At 48.3% G+C, this 20,278-nt stretch carries 12 protein-coding genes; 4 read left to right on the forward strand and 8 right to left on the reverse strand.

The annotated features are described in order from the left end of the window. Positions 1-7 precede the first annotated feature (7 nt). The 4 genes from DF182_RS09435 to DF182_RS09450 all read right to left on the reverse strand — a co-directional run bounded on the left by DF182_RS09435 (position 8) and on the right by DF182_RS09450 (position 5,905). On the reverse strand, positions 8-3,127 hold the full coding sequence (locus DF182_RS09435; RefSeq protein ID WP_211327085.1) for a SusC/RagA family TonB-linked outer membrane protein: 3,120 nt from the start codon (positions 3,125-3,127) through the stop codon (positions 8-10). A gap of 271 nt (positions 3,128-3,398) precedes the next feature. Beyond that, positions 3,399-4,145: a DeoR/GlpR family DNA-binding transcription regulator gene (locus DF182_RS09440; RefSeq protein ID WP_113615385.1), complete on the reverse strand. Its 747-nt coding sequence runs from the start codon at positions 4,143-4,145 to the stop codon at positions 3,399-3,401. A gap of 214 nt (positions 4,146-4,359) precedes the next feature. Continuing rightward, positions 4,360-5,310: a nitrilase family protein gene (locus tag DF182_RS09445; protein WP_113615386.1), complete on the reverse strand. Its 951-nt coding sequence runs from the start codon at positions 5,308-5,310 to the stop codon at positions 4,360-4,362. Positions 5,311-5,326: 16 nt separating this feature from the next. Further along, positions 5,327-5,905, reverse strand: a complete 579-nt coding sequence (locus DF182_RS09450) for a YdeI/OmpD-associated family protein (RefSeq protein ID WP_113615387.1) — start codon at positions 5,903-5,905, stop codon at positions 5,327-5,329. 94 nt (positions 5,906-5,999) lie between these two features. Between DF182_RS09450 and DF182_RS09455 the strand changes: the two genes are divergently transcribed. Further along, positions 6,000-6,383: an SRPBCC domain-containing protein gene (locus DF182_RS09455; protein ID WP_113615388.1), complete on the forward strand. Its 384-nt coding sequence runs from the start codon at positions 6,000-6,002 to the stop codon at positions 6,381-6,383. 60 nt (positions 6,384-6,443) lie between these two features. Here the strand turns inward: DF182_RS09455 and DF182_RS09460 are convergent, their stop codons facing one another. Both DF182_RS09460 and DF182_RS09465 read right to left on the reverse strand, forming a co-directional pair. Then, positions 6,444-7,088, reverse strand: a complete 645-nt coding sequence (locus DF182_RS09460) for an SMI1/KNR4 family protein (RefSeq protein ID WP_113615389.1) — start codon at positions 7,086-7,088, stop codon at positions 6,444-6,446. 32 nt (positions 7,089-7,120) lie between these two features. Next, positions 7,121-7,957 (reverse strand): metallophosphoesterase family protein, encoded by an 837-nt coding sequence (locus DF182_RS09465; RefSeq protein WP_113615390.1) that lies wholly within the window; start codon positions 7,955-7,957, stop codon positions 7,121-7,123. Between the two features lie 457 nt (positions 7,958-8,414). Here DF182_RS09465 and DF182_RS09470 point away from each other — a divergent pair, with 457 nt between their 5' ends. Then, entirely contained in the window at positions 8,415-9,947 is a 1,533-nt protein-coding gene (locus DF182_RS09470; protein ID WP_113615391.1) for a malate:quinone oxidoreductase, read from the forward strand. A gap of 264 nt (positions 9,948-10,211) precedes the next feature. Here the strand turns inward: DF182_RS09470 and DF182_RS09475 are convergent, their stop codons facing one another. Both DF182_RS09475 and DF182_RS09480 read right to left on the reverse strand, forming a co-directional pair. After that, the gene (locus DF182_RS09475) at positions 10,212-13,328 is read right to left on the reverse strand and encodes a PQQ-dependent sugar dehydrogenase (RefSeq protein ID WP_113615392.1); all 3,117 of its coding nucleotides are present in this window, start codon (positions 13,326-13,328) and stop codon (positions 10,212-10,214) included. 493 nt (positions 13,329-13,821) lie between these two features. Further along, a complete protein-coding gene (locus tag DF182_RS09480) occupies positions 13,822-15,342 on the reverse strand; it encodes a sulfatase-like hydrolase/transferase (protein ID WP_211327086.1) in 1,521 nt (506 codons plus the stop codon). Positions 15,343-15,848: 506 nt separating this feature from the next. Here DF182_RS09480 and DF182_RS09485 point away from each other — a divergent pair. Both DF182_RS09485 and DF182_RS09490 read left to right on the forward strand, forming a co-directional pair. Further along, on the forward strand, positions 15,849-17,225 hold the full coding sequence (locus tag DF182_RS09485) for an alpha-L-fucosidase (RefSeq protein ID WP_113615394.1): 1,377 nt from the start codon (positions 15,849-15,851) through the stop codon (positions 17,223-17,225). Positions 17,226-17,284: 59 nt separating this feature from the next. After that, positions 17,285-20,248, forward strand: coding sequence for a DUF4955 domain-containing protein (locus DF182_RS09490; protein ID WP_147243394.1), 2,964 nt, complete (start codon positions 17,285-17,287; stop codon positions 20,246-20,248). The last annotated feature ends 30 nt before the right edge of the window (positions 20,249-20,278 follow it).

Consider the following 20,278-nt stretch of genomic DNA (forward strand, 5'->3'; position numbering starts at 1 on the left):
TTTGTAGTTAGAATTTAGCACGGACAGTCAGGTTATAAGTACGGGGAATAGGTACGGCCCCGAAGTCTATCCCGCGTAATACCGTGCTCTGACCGGCGGCATTCACTTCCGGATCGTAGCCTTTGTAGTTGTCCCAGGAAATGAGGTTACGGCCTCCGAGGCTCACGGTGAGGTTATTCAAGCCCTTCACTACCTTGTTGCCAAAGTCATAGCTCAGGGACACTTCACGTAGTTTTACAAAGTTGCCATCGTCTATCCTGAACTCCTGGATATTGTACACACCGGCAATGTATCCTCTGGGCAGCTGTCCCCTATCTTCCTGCTCTGCTACTTTACCATTGTCCACACCCTGACGGGTCCTGAAGTCCGCGTTAAATACATCTACTCCCTGCACTGCATCCAGCTGGATATGCAGCCCGAGTTTTTTGTACTGCAGGTCTGTGGTGAAAGTCCCTGTCCAGTCAGGATTAGGATCTCCGATTATTTTATTGAGCGCCGGCGCAGTAGCCAGGGGCAGGCCGGTGGCAGGATCACGTTGTGGCGTATACGTTAAAGGGCTGTTTTGTATGCCTCTTTCTGTTAAAGGTATGCCCTTGGCATTTGTGATGATATTGCCATTGGCATCTCTGGCGAAGAAAGTACCGTAAAAGAATCCGATAGGTTCTCCATTGGCAATCCCTACTGGTGCTCCGCCTACAGTGTTCAGCAATATCAGTGACTGTCCTATGCTCAACGCCTTATTCCTGTTGCGGTTGAAGATAGCGGTGAAGTTCCAGGTAAAATTGGTGGTTTTCACCGGCACAGCATTCAGCACCACTTCAAAACCATTGTTCTGAAGAGAACCGATATTACTCAGTATGAACTGATAACCTTTGGTAGGCGCCACCGCTCTGCTGATCAGCAGGTCGTTCACTTTTTTACGGTAGTAGTTAACGCTGAGGCCTATACGATCCCCCAGAAACGACATATCCGTACCTATTTCCAGCTCTTTCTGTTTTTCTGGTTTTACGTTGGGATCGGTGAAGGTGGTCTGTCCCTGAAAGCCAGATGCACCGATAAAAGCATTGGCGTTATAAGTGTTAAAACGTCCGTAGGCGGGGATACCGGTAAGGTTGCCAGATTCGCCATAGGCAGCACGCAGTTTCAGCAGGGTCCACCATTTGGAGATGGAGGACTTGCCCCAGAAATCGGTGCCGGAGATCACGTAACTGCCACTGAGTTTAGTATACAGCTGGTTGCGTTCACTACTACCAAAAACAGAAGAACCATCCACACGCAGGGCGCCGGTCAGGAACAACTGGTTGCGGAATTTGAAGTTCTGCTGGATATATTCCCCGGAGATAGACAGCTCGGTACGCTGATCACTGCCCGGAATAGCGGTAGTGGCCCTGTCGGCAGTCTGCACAAAGGGAGGCATACCTCTGCCCTGTTGCAGGGAGTATTGTTGCCGCTGATATTGTACAGAGTAACCTACCTGTGTCACAGATTCCAGGTCCTTGTTGATACTGGCGTTATAGGTAGCGTTCACATCATGGTTGAGCAAGAGTGAATTATTGGCACCTACGCTGGCATAGCCGTTCTGGCTGGGGTCCAGCGCTGTACCACCACCGAAAAAGCTGGTACTTACGTTATATGCAAATGGCGGAATAAAGGTGGTACCATACTGGTAATAGTTGTCGATACCCACGTGATAGTCTACTGTCAGATTCTTGATGGGATTGAGTTTCAGGCCAACGCCGGTGATTACCCTCCCCACCTGTTGTTGCTGGCGGAAATCCTGGATGATGGATACAGGGTTTACACGGCCCAGGTTACCCACTTTCTGAAGATTGCCAAATGCATCCCTTTGCTGAATATCGTAGTAGTTACCCAGGATGGTAACGGAGTTCATCGGTGAATAAAAGGTGTTGCCATCCGGCTTTTCATTCGACTTGCTATAGATGTAGTTAACGGTGGCATTAACACTCAACCAACTGGTAATTTCCTGGTCCAGGTTGACTCTGAAGCTGAAGCGGTTGAAGTCTGTATTTTTGATGATACCCTGGTTATAGAAGTAACTGGCAGAAGCGTAGTATTTGGTTTTGTCTTTACCGCCGGCGATGGAGATATTGTTATCTGTACCTACACCGGTGCGGAAGATAAAATCCTGGTAGTCGAAGCGTTGTACCGGAAAAGTGCTGACTACAGCGGGTGTGAGAATATTTTGTGTGGAGTCCTGAGGGTTGCCACCGAATTTGGTAGGAGCCCTGTTGACACTCAGTTTTTTCCGCAGCTCGTTGATAGAGAGGCCTGTGGAGAAGTTGATCACTGGTTTGCCGGAACTTCCTCTTTTAGTGAATATCTGTACTACGCCGGCGTTGGCCCTGGAACCGTAGATAGCAGCGGCCGCGGCACCGTTGAGCACTTCCACCCTTTCAATATCATCCGGGTTGATGTCGGCCATACGGTTTTGTCCGACAGCACCCACGAAGTTGGCGCCTGCATAGTTGGGATCGGCGTTGGTAACGCGAGTAGTGGAGTTATCCACAATTACGCCGTCCACGATATAGAGTGGTTCCGTAGAACCGTTGATGGTACTGATACCTCTGAGTTTCACGGATATACCACCAGAAGGATCACCAGAGTTTTGGGTGATCTGGGCTCCGGCTGTTTTACCCTGAAGCGCTGCCAGTACGTTGCCGGTAGCGCCTTTGTTAAGATCGTCGGCCTTTACAGAGGCGATATAACTACCCAGTTGGCGGCGGGTGGTACCCTGAGAGGTACCGGTAACGACTATCTCATCCAGTTTGGATACAGAGGTTCCCATCTTCACATCTCTGGTGATATTGCTGGTACCAATAGTGACGGGCATTTCCTGGGAAGTAAAACCGATACCGGTAAAAACCAGGGTGTAGCTTCCAGCCGGTACATTGGCCATAAAACTATAGATACCATCTACCGAAGTATTGGAGCCCAGTTTGGTGTTCTTCAGTGTTACCGTGATTCCAGGTAAGGGAGTTCCGGTTTCGTCTGTCACCTTACCGGATATTTTCACCTGCGCACTGACGGTGGCTGCCAGGCAGGTCATCAACAGAAAAAGCAGCACACGGCGGCCTTCTGTCAATCGCATAAATAGACGCGTGATCATAAACAATTTTTAATTATGGTTACTATTGTTGGTTGCTTCTAAAACAGCTCCTAAAGCTGTTGCATGGTTGATGACTCTTCTTGTTTCTTCTTTTGTTTGTTATTGATAATAATTAAAGAGACAGGCATTCCGAAGCCTGTTGTCAGTTCAGTCAAAACGTGTTGTCCCGGAACGTTCTTCAAACATTCAGTCTTTTACCGCTATTTGTCCTGTAAAACAGCCCGGGAGGGCTATTTGTTGATAATACGGAGGATAAAAATGAAAATGACTCTTATATAATTTTTATTCCCTTACTGCTATATGGTTGTAATTTCTTCGATTTTGGTGGTAGCTCTGTTATCAGCATATCAATATCTTCTATGTCACATATCTTCAGATGTTCTGCTGTATTTACTTTTTCGGAGATGCAGAGTGCCACTACTTTTCTGGCGGTACTGACCATGGCTTTTTTTACCTGTACTACTTCCCAGTCGTTATCTGTAAGGCCGGCCTCTACATCGATGGCATTTACGCCGAGGAAACACAAGTCGGCACGGATATCTCTTATTTTGGAGATCGCTTCGCCGCCAACGGTGATCTTTGAATTTTTGGCCAGCTTATCTCCGATGACAATCACTTCAATGTTAGGATGGTTGGCATATTCAAATGCTGCAGGCAGACTAACGGTGATAAAAGTGGCGCGCAATTCAGCTGGTAATATTCTGGCCAGCTGCAATATGGTGGTGCCGCCTGTTGTTAGCACAAACATACCGTCGTGTATGAGTTCCACCGCTTTCAGCGCAATCATGCGCTTCTCCTCAATGGCATAAACATCCTGTGAAACAATCCCCTGGTGAAATGAATTAGACAATCCGCCACCATGTACTTTCAGGATCTTCCCTTCCTGTGCCAGCGATGCCAGATCCCGCCGGATCGTATCTTCCGAAACACCCATCTGCTCACTCAGGTGAGAGGACAATACCTTGTTGTGCAGGTTGACCTGATGTAAGATATATGCCTGGCGTTCCTTCTTTAACATAGGAAGATGATTCTACTTTTAATTTCGGCAAAAAAACGCATTCAAACAAATATAAAAATGCATTTTCCTGCAGGTTTCTGCATTAAACGTAGGACCCACCTGCAATATTTTTTTTGCGGAATATTTTTCAGGGAGATGAAATGGCATTAAAAAGGAGATGATCATCCGATAGGATACCGAATGATCATCTCCTTAAAAAAAATCAGCGTAGCAATTATTTATTGTCCAGCCATACCACCTTCTGTTCCGGCGTATGTTCCTGCCCGATAACATTCCTGTACAGGTCGGGGCGGCGAGCCTTGCGGTAACGGTGTCCGCCGGCCTGCTGCAGCTTTTCAGGTGTCAGTGTGGCCACCGTGTAATCGTTATCCAGCTTGCGGCATTCGCCGATGATATCGCCGAATGGATCGAGGATCATAGAGCAGCCGTTTTTCAGCTGGTCATCATCCATACCAATAGGGTTGGAGAACACTACGTATACCCCATTATCGTAGGCACGTGCCGGCAGCCATTTCATCAACCAACTGCGGCCTTTGAGTCCATCAAATTCCATACGCAGGGAGGTAGGGTCTGCAGCTCTGTTGTGCCACAGAGCAGGGTCTACAAAACCTGCACCCGGACGGGAAGACGGCGTACACATCGTCACATGTGGCATAAAGATAATATCGGCGCCCAGCAGACTGGTAGCTCTTACATTTTCAATGACATTGTTATCGTAGCAGATCAGGATACCACATTTCCATCCCAGCAGATCAAACACTACGTATTCATCACCAGGCGTAAGATATGGGTTGATGAAAGGATGCAGCTTGCGGTACTTGGCCACCAGTCCGTTTTTATCCACACACACATAGGCTTTGTATAATTTGTCTGCCGCATCTTTTTCAAACAGGCCCGCCAGGATAGCGATATCATGTTCCCGGGCAATGGCAGTCAGCCGTTGGATACTAGGGCCATCGGGAATAAACTCTGCCAGGTCCAGCATCTGTTCCCGGGAGAGCCCCCGGGCGAAAGTGTAGCCGGTAACGGAACATTCATGAAAGGCGATAGCCTGTGCGCCATCGGCAGCTGCTTTGGCCGCCAGGTCATTAATCTGTTGAAGATTGTAAGCTTTGTCTCCGCTTTTGTTCTCAAATTGAGCTGATGCAACTTTAATATTCTTCATAAATAATCGTATATGCTTAATAGTTATATTTCTTCACTTTTGTTCCGGCTGCACTGTCGCGGATCAGTTCTGCCAGGCGTTTTTCCCGGGTAGCCTCCTGTTTGCCAGACATCACCCAGTTGGCAGTCACCTTCCGGTAGGTAGGCGCCATTTTCTGGTAAAACTCCCAGGCTTTTTTATTGGCCCGGATACGTTGTTCATACGCTTCGGAAAGCTGGACAGGCTCCTTTTGTTCGTAGGTATAGATAGCCGAACGCTCCGCCTCCCGCTTATTGAAGGCAGCGATGCCCGCAGGCATCATCCTACCGGCTTTGGTGAGGTCTTCTACTTTTTTGATATTGACCGCACTCCAGATACTTTTATGTTTACGGGGCGTAAAACGAATACAATAACGCTCCTCATCAATAGATTTCCGGACACCATCTATCCAGCCATAACAAATAGCTTCGTCTACCGATTCTGACCATGACATGCTTTTTTTACCGGAACCAACCTTATAATATCCTACCAGCAATTCTTCTGCTTTGTGATGGTGTTTATCCAACCATTGACGGAATGTTTCACTCGTTTCGAAAAATGTGGGTTTATCATCCATACGGGGTACGATAGATTAATAAGTAAAAGATAAATACTATTTCTGATAATCAACAAAATCAAAATTAACTAGCTTTGGGTTAGAACGAACTGATATGAAAGATTTTAAGAAACATTTTATTATACCAGCTGAACCGGAAGAAGTTTACGCTGCACTGACTAACCCGGCTACCATCCGGTTATGGACAGGGGAAGTGGCAGAAATGTCTACTGAACCGGGGTCTGAATTCTCTATGTGGGAAGAAAGTATTGTGGGCAAGAACCTGGAATTTGAGCCAGGCAGGAAGATCGTACAGCAGTGGTATTTTGGGGAAGATGAAGAAGCGGCATCTATTGTCACTATTATTCTTCATCCCAGCAAAAAGGGCACCGACGCGGAATTGAGGCATACCAATATTCCCGACGAAGCTTATGAAGATATTACCACCGGCTGGCAGGAAGCCTATTTCGGCGCGCTGATCGACTTTTATAAGGAATAACAAACAGAAAGGCCGGAGCAGATTTATCATCCACTCCGGCCTTCTTTATTAATTGCATTATTATTCACTGATCTGATATGGGAAACTGCTGTCCAGCCATTCGAAGTTGATCTCAGCTTCGAGGATAGCCTGCAGCTCTTCTCCTGTCAGAGAGCCTTTACGGTAAGTTTCTGCCACGATCTCCTGCTGATGCGGTGTAATATAAGGCGCATGTGTACGCAGGAAATGCCGGGTATTTTCCTGCATGTCTCCGTTAGCGATGAGGCCGGGGTATTTCGGATCGGGATTGGTAACGGCTTCCAGCAGCTGCGCGAATATAAAGTCCTGCAGATTTTTGGCCAGGACCACAGCTTCGTTGCTGTCATGATATACCAGCACCACCGGCACATCATTTCCATCCTGCAGGTTATAATAAAAGGCGTACCAATCACCGGCACCAGTCACACCAAAAGGTACAAAGCGGTGGGTTTCGTCGGCAAACAGCATTCCTTCCTGCATCCCTTCTGTAATCTCATCTTCTTCCATAATCTCAAAATCGTTGGCAAACAGCAGCAAAGGTGGGTTCTCCCGGAGGTGTGGAAATTCGTTATTAAACCATTCCGGCCCCAATACGCCCCAGTCGAGCATACCATCTTTACTCAACTGCTTATATAACGTGGGATATGTAAAATCGTAGTCTTTCTCTATCGTTTCCAGTATCGTCATCTTATTAGAGGATTTACGCAGGCAAGATACTGCTATTTGTTTGCCTTTGCACGTTTAAAGGTAAGTTCACCCTGTTTCTGATAGGGATTCATTACAAACGATAACAGACTGCCGTCGTCTTTGAGTTCTACTACGCGGAAGCCGTGATAGTCAACGCCCCAGCTGCCGCCTACGTGGCCATCCCAGAGGAAAGGAATTTTTTCGTCGAGGTATTTCACGCTGTCTTCCTGGTGATCGTGGCCATTAAAGACCGCTCTGATATTGGGATATTGTTTGATCAGGGTCTGGAATTCCTGTGCATCGATGCCGTGTTTGGTCCATTTCACCGGGGTGATGTGGATAACGATAAAGATATTGGCTGCTTTTTTATGTTGCTCCAGTTTCTCGCGGAACCAGGCTACATCGGGGCTCAGGTAGTTACCTTCGATATCGGCGGTATCACCCAGCAGGATCACGTTATTACCCATTACCACGTCGTGGTTGAGCGGGTGGCCCCAAGCCTGCTGCCAGGCTTCGGCAGTCACATGGTCGTGGTTGCCACGGGTAGCGAATACACGGGGGTGTATTTGTTTGAAGAGTGTGGATGCTGGCGTCATAAAGGCCGGATCGTTGTGGATAACGTCTCCGTTGAGTACAAAGAAGGAGCAGGGATTTTCTTTCTCATAGGTACGGAAAGCCTTTTCGAGGTCGTGGTAAAACTGCTCATATTGTGTACCTGGTTCACCATAGTGCCAATCGGAGCCGATGGCGAAGCGGAATACGGTTTTACGCTGAAAGTCCTTTCTGGTTGCGGCGGTAGCTATCCGGCCGGCGGCCTGGATAACGATGGCGGCAGATATGCCGCGGAAGAATTCTCGTCTATTCATCATGCGTTAAAATTAGTGCTTCCGATATGGAATCAATAGCAGCCGGGATATATTAACGGAAAGGTAAAATGTTCCTATATTATATAAGGAGGTATGTCTTGATAACTATAAAAATCACGCTTCTGTTTCGGGGAGTGATCCATGAAAAGTACAACCTCAGCAATAAGCACCTTGTCTGTCAAAAAAATATCAGGCTGGATCAAGATACTATCAAACTTCCAAAAGCCATAATCATATCTGAGAATTCATCATACAAAATATTATAACATATTTATTTTCAATTATTTACGATCATTTAAAGCAATCGTTTTCATGCGCTTTTTTCTGGTCATCTATCTAAACTTTCAATTTATTCAGAAAGAATTGTAATCAGATTGTTAATATTACTCCTAATCCTTCATTTTATTATCCGCCCTAAATGTTTTGATTGTAACTTTGCACCTCGAATAAAAATGGGGTTATGTTTAGAAGCAAGCGTACGTCTGAAACAGGTCCGGATGTGGTTTTAATAGGCGCCGGAATTATGAGCGCTACACTGGGAACACTCCTGAAAGAGTTGCAACCAGAATTGACCATTGAAATTTTTGAGCGACTGGATATGGCAGCTGCAGAGAGTTCTGATGCGTGGAACAATGCAGGTACCGGCCACTCTGCTTTTTGTGAGTTGAATTACACACCACAAAAGCAGGATGGTTCTGTAGACATTAAAAAGGCCGTGAATATCGCCGAACAGTTTGAAGTGTCCCGGCAGTTCTGGGCTTATCTGGTAGAGAACAATATTATTTCCAACCCGCAAGCCTTCATTCAAAGTATCCCTCATATGAGTTTTGTATGGGGAGAAGAGAATGTAGACTACCTGAAGAAGCGATACAAAGCTTTACAGCAGTGCCATCTGTTTAAAAAGATGGAATACTCCGAAGACCAGGAACAGCTGAAAGCCTGGATGCCACTGGTAATGGAAGGTCGCGACCCCAACCAGAAAGTAGCGGCCACCCATATGGAAATTGGTACCGACGTTAACTTTGGCGCCCTGAGCCGTGCACTGTTCAACCATCTCGAACAACTCGATGGTGTCAACATACACTTCAACCACGATGTACGTGATCTGAAAAAAGCAGATGACGGCGGCTGGATCATAAAAGTAAAAGATCGTGAAACCCGCGAGAAACAGACTATCAAAGCCAGCTTCGTATTTATCGGCGCCGGTGGTGGTTCTCTGCCCCTGCTGGAAAAATCCGATATCCCTGAAGGTAAAGGCTTCGGCGGTTTCCCTGTAAGCGGCCAGTGGCTGCGTTGCACCAACCCCGATATCATTGCACAACACCAGGCTAAAGTATATGGTAAAGCCTCTGTAGGCGCACCGCCCATGTCAGTCCCCCACCTCGACACCCGCATGATCGATGGTGAAAGAGCACTGCTGTTCGGACCTTATGCCGGCTTCTCCACCAAATTCCTCAAAAACGGTTCTATCTTCGACCTGCCCAAATCCATCAAAGTTGATAACATCCACCCAATGGTATCTGCAGGCCTCGACAATATTCCACTGACCAAATACCTCATTGCTCAAGTACGCCAGAAACCGGAAGACAGACTCGAAGCACTTCGTGAATACTACCCAGAAGCACGTATGGAAGACTGGAAACTGGAAATTGCCGGTCAGCGTGTACAGGTAATCAAAAAAGATCCTGAACACGGCGGTATCCTTGAATTCGGTACAGAAGTAGTGAGCGCAGCCGACGGCTCTATCGCCGCTCTGCTCGGTGCCTCCCCCGGCGCATCCACCGCAGTATCTATCATGCTCAACCTGCTGAAACGTTGCTTTAAAGACTACGTTGAAACAGAAGCATGGCAGCGTAAACTCAAACAAATGATTCCTTCCTACGGCCAGTCTCTGCTCAACAACCCGCAACACTGCGATGAGCTCCGCGACTGGACCACATCCGTTCTGGAGCTGAAAGCCATGCAGGCTGTCGCTCTGGATTCCCAGGACTAAAGTCCTGGGCTATATTTGTTGGGGTTGGTATGGGGGTATTGATTAGAATACGCCCTCAGCTTAGTCCTGATTTATTTTTTATGTGGAATAAGCGCCACGTATTTTGTTTTGAATTTTAGCGAAGAATAATAGTAAAGAAAATAGCCCGGGACTAAAATCCCGGGCTATTTTTTATTTAGAAAATTCAACGCAGAAACATAAGCAGCTATGCTTTATTCCAGCAATTTAATTATACATCGGCGGCCACAAATACAGCCCAGGGCTTTAGCCCTGGGGGGCAATAATTATTCGTTTCACAATCATTTTTCCGTTGTGTACCAGTTTGAGGAAATACACGCCGGCAGGCCATCCTGAAACAGACAGGTTGCTGGTATGGGTACCTGCAGGCAGGTTGCTGTTGATGGGTACCTGCAATTGTTTGCCGGTTACATCATATACGCCAAGGGTGGTATGTCCGGCAGATGGCAGTCTCAGTGTAATCGTGAGGGTTGTAGCAGCAGGATTGGGATAGGCGCTCATAACGGCCTCTACAGCCGCTTTAGCGGCCAGCGTGCTAGTCCTGATTTTCACTTCTGCATAACTGTTCCAGGCATTGACATTGTTGCCATGACCTAAAATTCGTACATACTTCGCCGTTATGCCATTGAAGCTAAAGGCTTCGAAGGCGGTAGAGGTACCGCTGCTTTGCAGACCGGTAGCAACGTTGGTCCAGGTAATGGCATCGTTGCTCACCTGTATATCAAACAGGGCACGACGGGTGTCTCCTTTATAAAAGGCGATATCCACACCGTTGACAGTTGCGGCACTACCCAAACAGAACTGTATCCACTGCTCTCCGGAAGCAGACCAGCGGGTGTTCATATCGTTGTCGGTAGCGTTGGCGGCCACATTGCCATCATCTGCGCTGGCCACTGCCGGTGTGCAGGAAGAAGAAGCGTTGGAATCGGCTATCACAGCCAGCAGCGGCGGATTGGCAGCAGCTTCTTTTGAGTTCAGGAAAATACGCGGATCATGGGCTTGCTGGCTCTTCAGCACAAAAGCTATTTTTTTCCTGCCAGCTGCCAGCTCACTTTGTACATAGCTGGTCACATCCCAGGTATAGTAACGGGCACTGTCGTTGGTGAGCACGCTGGATGCCAGCAAGTTGGCGCCGGAAGCGGGCTTGTTGTTCCACGTAATCGTTTTCTCCAGCCAGGTGGTATTGCTCAGCGGATATACGCCTACCGGCACACTCATGGCTACGGTACCGTCTACACGACCATATACTTTCAACACGACCGAAGAGACTGCACTCGCTGTATTGGTGAGATCAAAAGTCATGTAGGCTTCGCGGGCGTTATTCAGTTGTCCGGCTGGCGATACTTTGGTGATCAGTAAAGTAGAATCGGTGGTGCCAAAAGTAGTGGCAGCATTGGTACCATCCCGCACATAAGCGTCCTGTACCGGCAGCAACTGGATGGTAGCAGCTCCCGCTCTGAACACAGCGGTGTAGGTGGTATCACTGTCGGTGATAGTAATGTTCTGTACTCTGCTGCCCCCGTGTGCCCAATGGTCGAAAATATAGGTTACCCCATTGAGCACCTGAGGGGACACGGCCTCCATCGGCCTGACCATACCGGATAAAGTAGGGGTACTGTACGGTGCGGTGAAAGGAATATCGTTGAGTTTGATTTGTAAACCGGCGGGTTGCGTTTGCAGTGCGATATTGGAAGTCACCGGGAACAGTTCTACATAGGTGGTGTCGAGCTCGCCCCGGCTGTCTCTAACGGAAAGGAGTATACGATACCAGATATCTGTTTCGGTATGTCCTTCGGCGGAGATGACAAATCTGCCGCTGGTAACGCTGTCTGGCAACTGCGGTCCGGGGTGAACATGGTTGGCATGATGGAAATCTACCCACCAATGGAAAGCGCCGGCGGGCAATACACCATCTTCCGCATCGGTGCCGGTGCCGGAAAATCTAACGGTATCGCCTGCACGGAATTTAGCATTATTGAAAGGCGAAGTGATAGTGGCTACAGGCAGGGTATTGGGTTTGGTTACACTGAGGCGGGCATTGCTGCTGGTAACGCTGCCGGCACTGTTGGTAACCACAACGCTGTAAAGACCGGTATCTGCCGGCTGTACATTGGCGATGGCATAAGTAGCGGTAGTAGCACCGCTGATATTCACACCGTTTTTCCGCCACTGATAGGTCGGTGCCGGATTAGCGACTACAGTAATACTGAAGGTGGCTGTTTGCCCCTGCGGCACGGTAACCGGCTGGGGCTGCGTTGTAATCGCTGGCGCCTGCGTGCCGGTATACACAATCTTATACAATGCGCTGTTATCGCGGCTCAGGTAATACAGGTTACCATCAAGGCCCTGTTTGAGATATACCAGGCCGCCACCCAGACCAGTAGCATAAGCACTCCTGGAGGGCGAAGCGGGGTTGAGGTAATTAATCCAGCCGCCGCAGTAGTCGAGGAAAAAGTATTTGCCATTGTAAGTAGCGGGATAGTTGCTGATAGCCCCGTTAAAGAAGGTGCCACCATTGATGGCGCAGCCCTGTCCATCAGGAGGAGCAGCGTTTCTATTGGTGCTGTAGCGGTAGATGGGATTGGTGAGGCCGGTACAGGAACCGCTGCAGTTGCCTTCCTGGTCGGGCCATCCGAAGTTACGGCCACCGGTGGTGGCATCGTTGATTTCTTCCCAGGTGGATTCACCTACATCGTTGATGAAGATCTTACCGGTAACAGGATCTATGGCATTAGTGAAAGGGTTGCGTAACCCGTACGCCCACACGCGGCTGCGTTGCGCACTGCCACTGAAAGGGTTGCCTGCCGGTACCGTACCGTCAGTGTTGATACGTAACAGTTTACCCATGTAACTGTCCAGGTTCTGCGCATTGGCACCTACTTTATTATCGCCAACAGACACATACAACTTACCGTCGTTGCCAAAAGAGAGGCCGCCACCGTTGTGATAGATAGCGCTTAGCGTGGGCAGGTCCAGTATAGCCGTTTCAGACCCGGCCACATCGCCGGTCATAGTAAAACGGCTTACCCGGTTGTGCGGCCCCGACGTATGCGTGTAATACAGATAGATATAATGATTGCTGGCAAAATTAGGATCTGCCGCCACACCGATCAGGCCACGTTCTCCGCTGCTGTTGACAGACAAGGTAACGGCTGGCGTGGATAACAAAGCGCCGTTTTTGACTACGCGTAGCTGGCCTGTTTCCTGGCATACCAGTATACGCCCATCTGGCAGAAAGGCCATGGCTGTGGGGTTGCTGATGCCGCCTGTTACCTGCACCCGCTGAAAATTGGAAGGCAGGGATTGCGACAACGTCGTAATAGACCACAGCAACAATAAAATCATTGCGTATCTTTTTTTCATAAAGGGAGAAAACTTTAAAGGTGGATAATGAGGGTTATAAAAACATGCGTAGCCAATCAGCGTATATCCATTACTGTTATACACTGCAAAATAGCTCCGGTTACAGGCAGGGTACTCCTGTTAAAAGCATGATGGCATTACGGGGACTTCATAAAGTGTTGATTTAAAACTTCCAAAAAACAGTCGTAAGGGAAACGGGTTTTCAACAACACTGGGCTACAGGCAGTTTCCGGCAGAAAAGGTTCAGAGACGAAGCTAACAATTATCTATGCTCCCAAACTACATGGTTGGGTAATCAGATCCTGGCTGTATCGAAAATATGCAATCGTTTGCAAATTTCAAAGAGTTTTTTGAGAGAATGATCATAAAAAAATCCTTCCTGTTGAAAAGTAATACTTTAAAACAGGAAGGAGTACTGATAATCTGGTTGGTATTGAAAGACGAAGCGTTGATACCTGCAAGTAACTGTAAAGCAAAATACCGTATTTAAAAACTATCGGCTTCTGCCTGCATCTTTTAAGGCATTCAGTTGTGCAGATAATTCTTTTACCACCGCCGGGTATTGTGCGGCCACATTATTTTTCTCCTGCGGATCTTTACGCAGGTCATACAGTTGTGGTGCGGGATCGTTGCCCAGCTCTATTGCTGTGGCGTTGTCATAACGGGCACCGTTGCCGGGAGTAATATACTTCCAGTTGCCTTTGATGATGCTGAGTGTGCCCGCATGTTCGATAACGCTTTCACGGCCTTTGAGGTCTTTACCGGTGAATGCAGCCATCATATCAAAGCTGTCGGGACCATCTTCGTGTTGCAACTGCTGACCGGTAAGAGCAGCGAAGGAACCCAGCAGATCTACCTGGCTTACGAGCGCATTAGACACGCCCTGGCGGCTTTTTCCGGGCCAGCGGACGATCAGTGGTACACGCGTACCTGCATCGAAGTTGCTGTATTTACCACCGCGATAAATGCCGGAAGGTGTGTGCCCGCCCAGCAGTTCCCTGGCCTGGTCTGCATAACCATCATCTACCACAGGACCATTGTCGCTCGTAAAAATGAAGATGGTATTATCACTCAGGTGCAGGCTGTCGAGTGTACGCATTATCTGGCCAACTGTCCAGTCGAGCTGTAGGATAGCATCTCCGCGCACACCCATGCCGCTTTTGCCGGCGAAGGCTTTACCAGGCACGCGGGGTACATGAATATCATGTGTAGCAAAGTATAGAAAAAACGGAGCAGTTTTATGATCAACAATAAAACGTTGTGCCTTTCCCGTTAGTACGGCAGCAATACTGTCATCTTTCCACAGTGCAGCGGTACCGCCCTGCATAAAGCCAATACGGCCAATACCGTTAACGATAGCATTGTTGTGTCCCTGGGAAGAGTGCATGACCAGCAGCTCCGGATTCTTTTTCCCCGTAGGTTCGTTGCCGATAGGTGCTGTATAGCTGACTTTGATAGGATCAGCAGGGTCCAGATTGGCTACCCGGTGGTTTTCCACATATACACAAGGTACGCGGTCTGCAGTAGCCGGCATGATCCAGCAATAGTCGAAACCTATTTCCAGCGGGCCAGGCTTCAGTTCTCCGTTCCAGTCCGGCCCTTTGCTGTCACCGATACCCAGGTGCCATTTCCCCACAGCGCCCGTAGCATAACCTGCTTTGCGCAACAGCGAAGGCAGTGTGGTAACAGCCGTATCGATGATCAGGGAAGCGTCGCCAGGGGCAATACCCGTTCCTTTCTTACGCCAGGCGTATTGCCCCGTAAGGATAGAGTACCTGGAAGGCGTACAGGTGGCCGAAGAGGCATGTCCGTTGGTAAACCGCACTCCCTGTGATGCCAGGCGGTCGATATGCGGCGTACGTATTTTGGTGGCGCCATTACAACTGATATCGCCATAACCGAGGTCATCTGCATAGATCAGTACAATGTTCGGGCGGGCCGTAGCGGGCCCCTTTTGCGCATGGGCGTGGAAGGCAATACCAATAGCCAGGGCCAGCCCAAGGATTGATTTCATGTTCACCATTATTCCTGCTTTAGATAGATGAGGATAACAGCTAAGATAACACCTGATTCCTGAATTGTATAATTCTTTCCCAGTCCGGCAGATAATGCGAAAAAAGCATGACAAAAAGTTAAAATCGCAACAATCCACAGGGGAATTATTCCCGATCTTTAGTACAATTATTTTTATGCTCCTGAAGACTTATAAAATATGAGATCAGCAGCATCAACCAAATCAAATTCATCAATGTCAGACAAGCGCTTCGCGCTTATTTTTTGCAAAAATTATGCAAACGATTGCAGAAAAATAGTGAAAAAGAACCGGAACGGTGATAAATACTGATTTTTTTGATGGTCCTGATAATGGGTGCTGCCCGAAGTTTATGAATGGCATACAAATAATCATCCCGATCAGGCACTAAAGCTCTTCATCAGGACCATCAAAAAAATCAGTATTTATCACCGTTCCGGTTTCATCCAAAGAAAAAATCAGCATTTATCACCGTTTAATAACACGTAATGAAAAAACTAGTACTCCTTTTGCTTGCGCTCAGCTGTGCCACACAAACCATTTTTGCACAAACCCCTACTTCACAGGACCAGCACATGAAATGGTGGCGGGAAGCCCGTTTTGGCATGTTTATCCACTGGGGCGTATATGCTCAGCTCGCAGGAAACTGGCAGGGACATCAGATAGGCCGTGGTGGCGAATGGATCATGAACCGCGGTAAAATATCTGTAGCTGATTATCAGCAGGTAGCCCAATCCTTCAACCCGGTGAAATATGATGCCGACGCCTGGGTGAAAGCAGCCAAAGATGCCGGCATGAAATACATCGTTATCACCGCCAAACACCACGACGGCTTCGCTATGTTTAAATCCGGTGCCAGCAAATGGAACATCGCTGATGCCACTCCCTATGGAAAAGACGTACTGAAACCACTGGCCGCCGCCTGTAAAAAATACGGCCTCAAACTGGGCTTCTACTATTCTCAGGCACAGGACTGGAATAACCCCGGTGGTGCCGCCGCACGCAAAGTAACCTCCGAAGGATGGGCCAACCCGGACTCTGCTAAAATAGACGCCTATACGAAAGATAATACCGGCCATTGGGACCCGGCTCAAACCAGCGCCACAATGGGTGAATACATCGACAAAGTAGCCGTTCCGCAAGTGAAGGAACTGCTCTCCAACTACGGTGATGTAGCCGTATTATGGTGGGATACGCCTACCAACATGACCGATGAATTTGCTAAAAAACTACAGGCAGTACTCTCCCTGCAACCTAATATCATCACTAACGATCGCCTCAAAAGACCCAACTTCCCCGGCGATTATAAAACACCGGAACAAAAGATCCCTGCACAATCTGAACTCGATGGCCGCGACTGGGAAACCTGTATGACCATGAATGGTACCTGGGGCTACAAAAGCTACGACAACAAATGGAAAAGCACTGAAACACTGATCAGAAACCTGATAGACATCGCCTCCAAAAACGGTAACTATCTCCTGAACGTAGGACCTGATGCACTGGGCCAGTTCCCCCAAGGCAGCATCGAAGGACTTAAAGGCATCGGCCAGTGGATGAAAGTAAACGGTGAAGCCATCTACGCTACCAATGGAAGTCCGCTGGGCACATTGTCCTGGGGCCGTTGCACAAAGAAAACTAATGGCAGCAATACTACCCTCTATCTCCACGTATTTAACTGGCCTACCGATGGCAAGCTGGTGGTACCCGGCCTGAAAAATAAAGTCAACAGTGCCCAACTGCTGGCGGGCGGCAAAAAACTCAGTACCACTACCACCGATGAAGGTGTGGTGATCAATGTGCCAGCCCAGGCTCCTGACGCCATCGCTACTGTCATCAAAGTTGAAACAGCAGGCACTTTATAAAAAAACAGGTGACAACAGATGAGACTTCGTTGTCACCTGTCTCTTTATTTCCACAGGTTATGAAAAACTTCCACTTACTCCAGATTATATGCTGGTTGCTGCTGGCTATGCTCGCCAGTGCAACTGATAAAAAAACGACTATCGACATCACCCGCTTTGGGGCTGTTGGAGATGGAAAAACACTCAATACCGCTGCCATTCAGCAGGCCATCGATGCCTGTTCCGCACAGGGTGGTGGCCAGGTACGCGTGCCGGCCGGCACCTGGCTGACAGGCACACTCCTGCTTAAAAACAATGTTGTACTGCAGGTAGAAGAAAACAGCACACTCCTGGGAAGCCCCGATATAAAAGACTATCAGATCGTTGATGGCTTTAAAGACGGCCTTGGCCAGCAGATGGGATATGCCCTCATCGGCGCAGTAGATGCCAGTAATACCGGCATTACCGGTAAAGGCACGATTGACGGTCAGGGTAAACTGGTAAGAGCCTCCGGCGGCCACGACAGACGCCCCTTTCTGGTGCGCTTTGTTCGCTGCCATCAGATAAAAGTTACGGATATTCATCTGCAAGGACCTACCGCCTGGACTATGCACTTCTTCCATTGCTCCAATGTACTCGCAGAAAAAGTCATCATTCGCAGCCGCGGCCTGGGCAACAATGACGGTATCGACATCGACTGCTGTCAAAAAGTAAATATCCGTGATTGTGATATCGACAGCGGAGACGACGCCATCTGCTTTAAAACTACCAGTCCCTATCCCTGCCGCGATGTGACCATCAGCAATATTAAAATTAATACCGGCGAAGGCGCTATAAAATTCGGTACTGAATCAGCCGGCAATTTCGAAAATATCCGTGTCAGCAACATAGATGTAGCCTTCGCCAGAGAAGGTGGCATTAAATTGTTTTCTGTTGATGGCGCCAAACTGCAGAACATCGAGATCAGTGATGTAAAGATGGATAAGGTCAACATGCCCATTATTATCCGGCTTGGTGCCCGGCTGAAAACCTTTCGTGAAGGCGATGCCCAACAGGCGGTAGGCAGCATCAGCAACATCAAAATAAAAAATGTGACCGTACAACAAGGCACCTGGACCGGCATGCTCATCAGCGGCATTCCCGGCCATTATATCGATGGTATCACCCTTCAAAATATCCGTATCAATGTACCGGGAGAAGGTACTGCCACTGATGCCCAGGTAAAACTGGAAGAAAAGGAAAGCGATTATCCGGAGATAAAAATGTTTGGTAAACAGATTCCTGCTTATGCCCTGTACATACGACACGCCAGGAATATACGCTTTGATAACGTTTCCTATACCAGTGATAAACAGGATGCACGGCCTGCAATAATTGCCAGCGATATTCAACAGATACAATTCAACAAATGGACACTGCCCGGCAATACCGGTAAAGAGCCACTGGTAAGAATTTCAGACGCAGGCAACATACAGCTGCAGCAGATAAAACACCCTGCTCTTCCTGATAAATTCCTGCAACTGGAAGGCGCTGCCCGAAACATAACCGTAGATGGCCGCGTGGCTGCCGCTCCTGTGGTAGCACCACTCTGGAAAGAATTTGTAGCAGCCAGGAAAAACAATACCATTCCCGTATTACCCGACTTCTCTTATGCCGGTTATCATTTTTCGGAGAAACCTTTGCCCGATCTTACCGGCAGAAAGAAGTTTGATGTGACACAATACGGCGCTACTCCCAATGACGACCAGTACGATGATGAGGCTATACAACGCGCTATAGACGCAGCTTCCGCACATCCTGGCGGTGGTATCGTTTTTTTCCCGAAAGGTAAATTCCTGCTCGCTCCCGATGAAGATGATAAAAAACAACTGCTCATCACTGCCAGCAATATCATTCTGCAAGGTAGTGGCAGCGGCGAAGGCGGCACTGAAATTTACCAGGATAAAAAAAGGATCAATACCCGACAGCTATTGTTCCGGCCTGCCGCCAACCAGCAACAGCGGCTGGCTGTTGTTACCGCCGATGCACCGCGTGAAACCTTTACCATTCAGGTGGAAGACGCCTCTCTGCTCAAACCCGGTCAGGACGTAGTCCTGAAACATCGCAGTGAAGACTATACGAAATGGTATTTTGCACCGCTGTCTTTAAAAGAGCAGTGGACAAGGCTTTTCGGAGATAAAGGTGGTATGCAGATACAGGAAATACATACCATTGAAAAAATAACCGGCAATACCGTCACTTTTAAAAACCCATTGCACCTCGATATCCATCTCGTGCCCGGCAAACCTTTTGAACTGGTTTCCTACAACAGCATCGAAGAATGCGGTATCGCCGGCATCCGTTTCTCCAGCAACTGGAAATCCTGGCCCGAAGATTTTGTGCATCATAAAAATGAAATTCACGACTACGCCTGGGAAGCTGTAGGCATGGAATACGTAAAAAACAGCTGGATACGTGATTGCGTTTTCCAGGACTGGAATGAAGGTATTAATATCCGCGCCGGCTATCAGGTAACTGTGCAGAACGTAACCTTCCTCGGCAAAAAAGGTCATGCTTCCGTACATGCCCGTACCGGTTATGGTGTGCTCATCAAACAATGTTATTTCAACGGGGCACAGCATCACGGTCCCGGCACCGGTTACAGTGCAGCAGGCACCGTCATCACCCAATGCGCACTAGGCACCGATCAGAATTTCGACAGCCATTCCGGTCAACCCTATGCAACCCTCTTCGATGATATTCGCGGTGGTGTCTTCTATAACCTGGGAGGCCCTGAACCAGGCCACCCTCATCATGGTAAACAGCTGGTGCTATGGAACTTCCGCCATAGCTCTACCAAAGATCAACATTATAACTTCTGGGATATGGACCGCCGCCGTAACTATACCATTGCAGCGCCCATCCTCGCAGGATTTCAGGCAGATTCAAAAGTTACTGTAGAAAACGCTGGGATCAACCAGCTCCCCGGACAGACTGTAGCACCGGCTTCCCTGTTCGAAGCTCAACTGACATTAAGACTCAACGGAAAGGATATCACTGAATAACAGACAATATTCCATTTTATCAACCTAAAA

The sequence above is a fragment of the Chitinophaga flava genome, from assembly GCF_003308995.1.
Taxonomy (GTDB): domain Bacteria; phylum Bacteroidota; class Bacteroidia; order Chitinophagales; family Chitinophagaceae; genus Chitinophaga; species Chitinophaga flava.